General features: G+C 34.9%; 2 protein-coding genes. Both read right to left on the bottom strand.

Features of this window, described 5'->3' with window-relative positions; genetic code table 11:
- Positions 1–1,336 (bottom strand): nitrous oxide reductase family maturation protein NosD (locus QZU77_RS10690; protein WP_295603953.1); only part of this gene is annotated, 1,336 nt, incomplete at its 3' end.
- Between the two features lie 201 nt (positions 1,337–1,537).
- A partial coding sequence (locus QZU77_RS10685; RefSeq protein ID WP_295603951.1) for a right-handed parallel beta-helix repeat-containing protein occupies positions 1,538–2,810 on the bottom strand: 1,273 nt, incomplete at its 5' end.

Raw genomic sequence — 2,810 nt, 5'->3', positions numbered from 1 at the left:
AATTATTGTTTTTGTTTAGGTAAAATGTTACTGGAACTGAACTTAAGCCTTTTGCAGCGTTTCCGTTCGCATCAACAATGGAAACTGAATAGACACCTTTCTTTGATTGGGTTATTTCAGTCAGCTGAAGCCTATAATTTTTAACGGCCCATTGCACATCATATGTTGAGTAAATGATTGGGCAGGCGACATTGGTGTTGAGTTCAAATGCGTACTGCAGGAATACTCCGCCGCCAACACTGCTTGCACGCTGCACCGGACGATTATCGAATCCTACAAAATAATTATTGTTAATAAATTCCAGGTTTTCTCCACCTTTTACGTATAATCCTTTAGTGTTCACATCGTTGAACACTTCCTCATATGCGTTTTTATAAAAGAAGTTCCCTATGATGTTTATTTTTTTAATTTTACAGTTAACGTAAACCCCATGATTGTTATTGAGTGCAATGTAATTGCTTAAGATGTTTATAGTTTCAGAGGAGGTTAAACTTATACCATTTTCGTTAAGTGTAATGTTATTGAAGCTGATTGTCGGATTATTTGAACTGCCTGAAACTGAGATGCCCACATTATTTTTGAAAACATTGTTTGAAGTGATTGTTGATCGGGTTGAGTCAACATCACAAATTCCATTGTCTGAGTCTTGAACAATTGAATTCCTCACAATGGTTCCCTGTGAATTTTTGATTCTGATACCGTTTCCCGCATCGGAAACACTGACATTTTCAATTAGTGTGTTTTTTGAGTTTTCAATTCGTATAGCATCAGAATAACCTGTGTTAGATACTTTGCAATCTTTTATTACAACATTTGAAGCCCCACTGACTAAAACTCCATAGTCATCGCTGTCGCTCACATCACTTACGAAGGTGAACCCCTGAATCACAGTTCCGCTGGCTTGCGGTGAAATGTAGAATATTCCATGATGGTTTGATCCCGCCGTATTGGATGGGCACACTTCCATGGTTGTTCCCACATTACTTATTATGGTTAATTTCTTATCCACCACAAAATGACAATGAACGTAGCTTCGACCATTAATTATAATGGTGTCTCCGGCTTTTGCCTTATTAGTTATGGTGTTCTGTATGGTGCCGGAAGGCCCCATTTCATTGTGATTCAATTCTATTTCATCAACAATGATGGTTTGAGGAGCCGAGATAATATCATTTTCTTCAGATATGCTGATTACATCTTCATCTAAAGTATTGGAGCTATCCAATACTGATGAATCGTTGTTTAAGTTATTTTCATCAATAGCTGCAACAGATGTGATGCACAATGTTGCAATCAATGAAAATAATAGTATTGATAAAACATTCTTGATTTTCATATTTTCCCACAATTAAAATTTTATAACAAATGATTTATAATCAATATATAATAATTTTACATTCAATATTTTAATGTATTTCGGTTTAATTTTGAAAATAATAAAAATAATCAAAAATTCAAATTATGAAATGAAGTATTATGCATATGGAAAAATGATTCATAAAAAATTAAAAAAAGAAAAAGTAATATTAAATACTACTTATTTTTTAACGGTAAACCTGACTGTTTTGCTTGCAGCCTTGTAAGCTGAGTCTCCAGCAAATTTAATTACAGCATTGAATTTACCTTTTTTAGTTACTTTAACTTTAATAGTGGCTACACCTTTGGAGTTGGTTTTAGCTTTGAAAGTTTTCTTGTTAACTTTAATGGTTACAGTCTTACCTGAAACCGCTTTGCCTTGAGATTTTAAGGTGACTTTAATTTTTTTAGCCTTTTTAACTTTTAAAGTAGCCTTTTTAGCAGTTAAAGTGGTTGCTTTTTTAACAACAGGAGGTGCAGGTTTTGCGTTAACGGTAACCATGGCTGTAGCAACGGAAGCTTTATAAATACTGCCTTCACCCAGGTAGGAAATAGTGACATATTTAGTGCCTGCAGCATTTTCTACAAATGAGTATGTAGCAACACCGTTTGAATCGGTGCTAACAGAAACCATTTTACCGTCAATGACAATCATTAATGTTTTACCTCTTAATGTGTTATTATTTGAATCTTTTAAAGTCATTTTCAAATCGACAGATTGTCCTGCAGTGACAGTTACGTCTTCAACTTGAATGGAAGTGTCATATAATGTTGCAGGGTATAATGTTTGGTTAATTACACTTTCATCAGCAGTGAAAATTTCATGACCGTCAAAGTTGACTGAAATTCCTTTTACACCATTTGGGAAAGTATTGTCTTTAACAATGATTGCTTCATCCATTTCAAATGAGTCCCCATCCCTTACCAAAACGTTTAATAAAGTTACAGAAGACACATCAACAGCACTGTCTAAAGGAGTGATAATATTTCCGGTTATGTTTACATTACCCATTTTTGTTGGAGCACCGTGTGCTTCATTACCTGCTTCACCAGCTATAATAATATTGTCATCAATTACGTTGAAGGTATTGTTCTTAATAGCGATGCCGTCAGAGGATTTTTGAATACTGATTATTGGCAATGCAGTGAAATTTTTTCCATCCCTGTTGAATGAACCACAATTAATGAATGTATTGTTGAATAGGACTGAACCTTTAGTGGATGCTCCTCCAAAGTAAATTGCATAAGCATTATCAATAAAAGTGTTTCCTTCAATCAGGTTATTTCCACCAGATCCTCCGAAGAGTGATAAACCGTCCAGCATTGGTCCGTCGAATATGTTATTCCTAATGATTAAATTACGGGAACCTCCAACACTTACTGCTTTAGAACCGGTTTCTGCATTCATGGTAGGGTCGTTAATGAGAGCAGTAGTGTAACCGCCGTTGAATTTA

It is taken from the genome of uncultured Methanobrevibacter sp. (genome assembly GCF_902774605.1).
In the GTDB taxonomy this organism is placed as follows: domain Archaea; phylum Methanobacteriota; class Methanobacteria; order Methanobacteriales; family Methanobacteriaceae; genus Methanocatella.
The sequence above is the reverse complement of the archived record's forward strand: the minus strand, read 5'-3'. Positions and strand labels throughout refer to the sequence as shown.